6 protein-coding genes are annotated in these 6373 nt (G+C 33.1%); 4 read left to right on the top strand and 2 right to left on the bottom strand.

Going from position 1 to position 6373, the window contains the following annotated elements; all coding sequences use genetic code 11:
- Positions 1-174 precede the first annotated feature (174 nt).
- Entirely contained in the window at positions 175-522 is a 348-nt protein-coding gene (locus NJT12_RS24560) for a DUF6249 domain-containing protein (RefSeq protein ID WP_271338747.1), read from the bottom strand.
- Positions 523-1000: 478 nt separating this feature from the next.
- Between NJT12_RS24560 and NJT12_RS24555 the strand changes: the two genes are divergently transcribed.
- Positions 1001-1585 carry an RNA polymerase sigma factor gene (locus NJT12_RS24555; RefSeq protein WP_271338746.1) on the top strand — a complete coding sequence of 195 codons (585 nt, stop codon included), beginning with the start codon at positions 1001-1003 and terminating at the stop codon, positions 1583-1585.
- Entirely contained in the window at positions 1572-1967 is a 396-nt protein-coding gene (locus NJT12_RS24550) for a hypothetical protein (protein WP_271338745.1), read from the top strand. The genes NJT12_RS24555 and NJT12_RS24550 overlap by 14 nt, the downstream gene beginning before the upstream one ends.
- Before the next feature lie 177 nt (positions 1968-2144).
- Here the strand turns inward: NJT12_RS24550 and NJT12_RS24545 are convergent, their stop codons facing one another.
- Positions 2145-2705 carry a hypothetical protein gene (locus NJT12_RS24545; protein WP_271338744.1) on the bottom strand — a complete coding sequence of 187 codons (561 nt, stop codon included), beginning with the start codon at positions 2703-2705 and terminating at the stop codon, positions 2145-2147.
- 246 nt (positions 2706-2951) lie between these two features.
- Between NJT12_RS24545 and NJT12_RS24540 the strand changes: the two genes are divergently transcribed.
- Both NJT12_RS24540 and NJT12_RS24535 read left to right on the top strand, forming a co-directional pair.
- Positions 2952-3875 (top strand): PfkB family carbohydrate kinase, encoded by a 924-nt coding sequence (locus NJT12_RS24540; protein ID WP_055097600.1) that lies wholly within the window; start codon positions 2952-2954, stop codon positions 3873-3875.
- 80 nt (positions 3876-3955) lie between these two features.
- Complete coding sequence (locus NJT12_RS24535) at positions 3956-5854, top strand: amidophosphoribosyltransferase (protein ID WP_271338743.1); 1899 nt, start codon at positions 3956-3958, stop codon at positions 5852-5854.
- Positions 5855-6373 lie beyond the last annotated feature (519 nt).

The following is a 6373-nucleotide window of genomic DNA, read 5'->3' as shown; positions in this document are numbered from 1 at the left end:
GATTCCACCTCGCGATGGACACCCTTGCATTCAGCTAACACTTCCCACTGTAAAGGCGTGTTCGGGACTTACACCCTAGAGTTATCGCCCATGCTGGGCACACAACAAAAACGCGTCAGAAACAATTGTTCCTGACGCGTTATAATCGTTAATGGTACTAACTTAAACGATCTTTTATTCTTTATCCAAATCTTTAGCTTTGCTAAATCCTGCCAATAAACCAACTCCCGCCATGATAAAAATGATCGATGGGTAAACGGCTGAATCTACAAGAGATGTATAAGTTGTGATTAGCAAAGCGACAAAAATCCCTACTCCGCTACCTATTAATAAAAAAGCAAGATTTAAAACAAGCACCTTCCAAACGGGAACACCTTTTCCGTGTCCTTTCAAAAAGATACTGGCATCGACACCTTTTTCTATAAGAGCAAGACGCTCTCTGTTTCTTGTTGAGTAAATAAGATAAACAATTCCGAAGATCATCAGAAACATACTTATTGGTACTAAAATTTGTGCTCCCATAATATTTTTTGTTTTATAATTGATTGATACCCCATATGACGACATGTTTTGAATTGAGGTTACAAGAATTTTAAAATAAATTCCAATCTTTAAATTAAAAACCCCAAAACTTACTGAATATCAGTTAATTTTGAGTTTAAAATTATTTTCGAGAAACAATAAATCTTTGCCACAAAACGATAAATCTAGTGGCGAATTTCTGTATCATCTCGACGAAGGAGAGATCATACTAGAAGCTCCGCAAAGTAAACCGCCAATTTCGCGTGTGATCTCTCCTTCGTCGAGATGACAATATTGGGAAAGGATAAACTTTGACAAAGTTCTATAAACATATAGATTAGAATTTAATCTACATTTCCTCTTATAAAGTTGGAATTTAAAAATTGGAATTTATTTTATTAAGATTGGGGATTTAAAAATTTCGAATTTATTTTCAAATAGTTGTAACCTAATTACAGAACGTGTCGTCTTACATAATATGAGCACAATAAGCGATCAACATTATATCGATAAAATTATAAACGGCGAGACGAATGCTTTTGCCGTACTGGTTGATCGTTATAAAAATATGATTTTTACATTGGCGCTTAAAATGGTCAAAAACAAAGAAGAGGCTGAAGAAGTTGCACAGGATACTTTTATTAAAGCTTATAATTCTTTAAGCAAGTTTAAAGGTGATTCTAAATTTTCGACCTGGATTTATAAAGTAGCCTATAACACATGTTTAGACCGACTGAAGAAAAATAAAAAAGAAGACCTCAATGTATCGATAGATGAATTTTCGGCACATTTAATTAAAACGATGGACAACGCGTTAACTGCTCTGGAAGACAAAGAACGAAAACAGGCGATTCAGAATTGTCTGAATTTATTACCGAGTGAAGAAAATTTCTTGCTAACTTTATTTTATTTTGAAGATCAGAGTTTAGAAGAAATCGGAAAAATTATGAGCCTTAATACCAATAACGTCAAGGTAAAATTATTTAGAAGCCGCCAAAAATTAGCCGTAATTTTGAAAAAGCAATTAGAACCAGAAATAATAGAATGTTATGAAAGAAAATGATAAAGAAATAGAAAATCTAATTGATAAAATGATGGCCGAAACTACTTTGGAATCGCCATCTATTGACTTTACTTCAAAAATAATGTCTCATGTTTTAGCAACTGAGAAAAGTAAAATAAAAGCATACAAACCTTTGATTTCTAAAACAACCTGGATATTTATTGGTATCAGTTTAATTGCTTTGACGTGTTATTCTATTTTCGCCAACAACGACATTTCTAATTCTGAGACAGCGCTAGTATATCTAGACAAAGCTTCTACTCTATTTTCAGGAATTCATTTTTCTAAAAATATATTGTATGCGCTTTTAATAGTGCCTTTTATGATTTTAGTTCAAATTGGGATTTTAAAGAATTATTTTGATAAGAAGTATGAGTTGTAGAATTAAACGAAGATTATGACTGAAAAAGAAAACACCCAAAACGACAATAAACCATCGAAGGACTATTTTTTGAAATGGATTAAAATTGCCGAAAAATCGTCAACAATGTATCTTTAGAATAATTTAATAAAAGATGGGAAACGAAAAAGCTAAAAATTATGAAGTATCAATTGGAGCTCAATTAAAAGAATCTTTTCTTTTTCTAATATAATCAATTCCCAAATAACAATCAGAACTTACATCGTATTTGTTTACATAAAGAAAATATTTAAACGCTGAATATTCATCAGAATTTAAATTTGATTTATTAAATTCAAGCTCATCTTTCCTAGAGGATGATTTTGAATATTTTTCAAGAAACTTATTAAACCCTAAAGAGGAATATTCTTTTTCCAATTTTGGATTTAATTTAAAACTAGTTAAATAATTAGCATTATTTTTTAATAGCTTTTTATCAAAAATAAAATCGGCATTTAAGCTGGCATTTAAAAATTCATTAAACGATTTGAACTCTTTTGAGTAATACTTTTTATAAAAAAACATTAATTCATTATTATTGGTTTGATGAATTTCATTGTTGTCTGTCAACACATATAAGTCTAATCTAAGATAATATGGAGGTAAGCCATTATCTTCAAATACCAACTTCTCTATCATTTCTTCAGAAAAATTCGGTTCTTTTCTTTCGCAGGAAATCAACAGACAAAACAGCGCTAATAAGGTTATAACTTTCTTCATGAATGAAATTTGACATTTTAACAAATCTAAACAAAATCTCCCATGCTTTTTTTCGAAAATAACTATTGTATTTTAAATCCAAAAAACATATTTTAAGCACTCAGAAGAATCAAATTTAATTCATTCATTTACAACAGTTTTAGCCCCGAAAACAATATTCTTTTTTTATGAAAATTTTGAGAACTTAAACCGTTGCAATATTGCAACTTATGAAGTATCTTTGCACCCTAATTCGAAATTCATAAAATGAATAAATTATTGATTGTTGGAACGGTTGCTTTCGACGCGATTGAAACTCCTTTCGGAAAAACAGATAAAATTTTAGGTGGTGCTGCAACATATATTGGTTTATCAGCTTCATTTTTTAACTTACAATCGGCCATTGTTTCTGTAGTTGGCGACGATTTTCCTCAAGAACATTTAGATCTTTTAACTTCAAGAAATATTGATATCTCCGGTATCGAAATTGTAAAAGGCGGAAAAACCTTTTTCTGGAGCGGTTTATACCACAACGATTTAAACTCTAGAGACACATTGGTAACTGAGTTAAACGTTTTGGCTGACTTTCAACCAAAAGTTCCTCAAAATTATAAAGATGCTGATGTTGTGATGTTAGGAAACTTACATCCTTTAGTACAAAGCAGTGTTTTGGACCAAATGGAGAAAAAACCAAAATTAGTAGTTTTAGACACTATGAATTTTTGGATGGACTGCGCTCTTCCGGAATTACTTGACGTAATCAAACGTGTAGACGTAATCACAATCAATGACGAAGAAGCAAGACAACTTTCAGGAGAATACTCTTTAGTAAAAGCGGCAAACAAAATCCAGGAATTGGGACCAAAATATGTGGTGATCAAAAAAGGAGAACACGGAGCACTTTTATTCCATAATAGAGAAGTATTCTTTGCACCGGCATTACCATTAGAAGATGTTTTTGATCCAACAGGAGCAGGAGACACTTTTGCAGGTGGTTTTTCAGGATTTATTGCACAAAGCGAAAACATCTCTTTTGGCAACATGAAAAACGCAATTATTTACGGATCTAATTTAGCTTCATTTTGTGTGGAGAAATTTGGAACCGAAAGGATGGAAACATTAAGCAAAGCAGAAGTAGCGATTCGATTACAACAGTTTAAGTCGTTAACTCAGTTTGACATAGAAATATAATGCCCGAAAGCCTCGCTAATAACGGGGCTTTTTTATTACGTTAATACACACAACTTACAACAACACAAAATACAAAAACAATGAGCGACGCTTTAAAACACGAATGTGGTATAGCCTTAGTTAGACTTCTTAAACCGCTTGAATATTACAAAGAAAAATACGGAACTGCTTTTTACGGGATACAAAAAATGTATCTAATGATGGAGAAGCAACACAACCGTGGGCAAGACGGAGCAGGTTTTGCAAGCATTAAGTTAGATGTTGAACCTGGCGAACGTTATATCAGCCGAGTTCGTTCTAATCACGCACAACCTATCCAGGACGTTTTTAAACAAATCAATGAGCGCATTAACGAAGAGATGACTTCTCATCCTGAATACGCAAATGATGTTGCAGCTCAAAAAGCTAATATTCCTTATATAGGAGAATTATTTTTAGGACACGTTCGTTACGGAACTTTCGGAAAAAACAGCATCGAAAGTGTACATCCATTTTTACGTCAGAGTAACTGGATGCACCGTAATCTAATTTTGGCAGGAAACTTTAATATGACAAATGTTAAGGAACTTTTCGAAAACTTAGTTGAACTTGGACAACATCCAAAAGAAATGGCGGATACTGTTACAGTTATGGAAAAGATTGGACATTTTCTTGACAAAGAAGTAATGCAATTGTATCAGGACTGCAAATTAGAAGGTTATTCTAAAAGAGAAGCTTCGCCGGTTATTGCAGACCGATTGGATATCGCAAAAATATTAACCCGCTCCGCTAAAAACCTTGATGGCGGTTACGCAATGGCCGGATTATTAGGTCATGGTGATGCGTTCGTTTTTAGAGATCCGGCAGGAATTCGTCCGGCTTATTTTTACCAGGACGACGAAGTTGTTGTTGTAGCTTCTGAAAGACCTGTTATTCAGACTGTATTTAACGTACCTTTTGAAAGTGTTCAGGAAATTGAACCAGGAAATGCTTTGATCATCAAGAAAAGCGGAAAAGTTTCTATGGAACAAATCCTGGAACCAACTGTTAAGAAAGCGTGTTCTTTTGAAAGAATTTATTTCTCAAGAGGAAGTGATGCTGAAATATATCAGGAACGTAAAAACTTAGGAAAATTAATTTTACCTGCAGTTCTTGAATCTATTGAAAGTGATACAGACAACACTGTTTTCTCTTATATCCCGAATACTGCCGAAACTTCATTTTATGGTTTAGTCGAAGCTGCTCAGGATTTTTTAAATCAAAGAAAAAACAATTATATACTCGCCAACAGAAATACTCTTACGGCTGAAACATTGCAAGAATTACTGGCTGTAAAAATCCGTACGGAAAAAGTAGCTATTAAAGATGCTAAACTAAGAACCTTTATTACAGAGGACAGCAGTCGTGATGATCTTGTGGCTCACGTTTACGACGTGACTTACGGCGTGATCAAACCAACTGACAACTTAGTTATTATTGATGACAGTATTGTTCGTGGTACAACGCTTAAAATGAGTATCATAAAAATGATGGACCGTTTAAATCCTAAACGTATCGTAATCGTTTCATCGGCACCACAAATTCGTTATCCTGACTGTTACGGAATTGACATGGCAAAATTAGAAGGCCTTGTAGCTTTTAGAGCAGCTTTGGCCTTATTGAAAGAAAGAAACTTATATCATATTGTTGATGAAGTTTATGCTAAATGTAAAGCACAGGAAAACTATATAGACAGCGATGTTGTAAATTATGTTACTGCCATTTACGATCAGTTTACTCCTGAGGAAGTTTCGGCTAAAATTGCCGAAATGTTAAGTTCTCCGGAAATCAATGCCGAAGTAAAAATCATTTTCCAAAAAGTAGAAGATTTGCACATTGCATGTCCTAAAAATCTTGGAGATTGGTACTTTACGGGAGATTATCCTACACCAGGAGGAAATCGTGTTGTAAACAGAGCTTTCATGAATTTCTACGAAGGAAAAGACGCAAGAGCGTATTAATAAAATACTAACAAAAGGTTAATTTGTGCATTTCATCGGTTTTTTTTGCCGTTCATCCCATATGTTTGGTAAAAATGAAAAGCTACAATACTTTTGAGATACCATAACATTAGTAGGTTAAGTTTATGGTAGATTTGGGGCAAAAAGGGTGGAAGCAATTCCACCTTTTTTATTGGAATAAACTCAAGTATTTCAATTTAAAAGTATTACATTCTTTTTGTCGGATATATTGACCATTGATCAGAAAAGTTTTTTTAATAAGAATAGCTATCATACTTTTACTAAACCATAACATTAGTAGGTTAAGTTTATGGTAGATTTGGGGCAAAAAAGGTGGAAGAGATTCCGCCTTTTTTATTTTTTTTAAGACAAAAGAATAAAGATTATAGAAAATAGACTAAAAGCAAGAATGACACTGTCCCAAAAAGTGTGTAAGTTGAAAAGTTAAGGCTCGATTTTATAATCTGAGCCTTTTTTCAAATATAAGGGTAAATTGATTTAAAACAATTCCCCAATTTC

The sequence above is a fragment of the Flavobacterium azizsancarii genome (genome assembly GCF_027980145.1).
Classification (GTDB): Bacteria; Bacteroidota; Bacteroidia; order Flavobacteriales; family Flavobacteriaceae; genus Flavobacterium; species Flavobacterium azizsancarii.
This window is presented reverse-complemented; position numbering and strand designations above follow the sequence as displayed.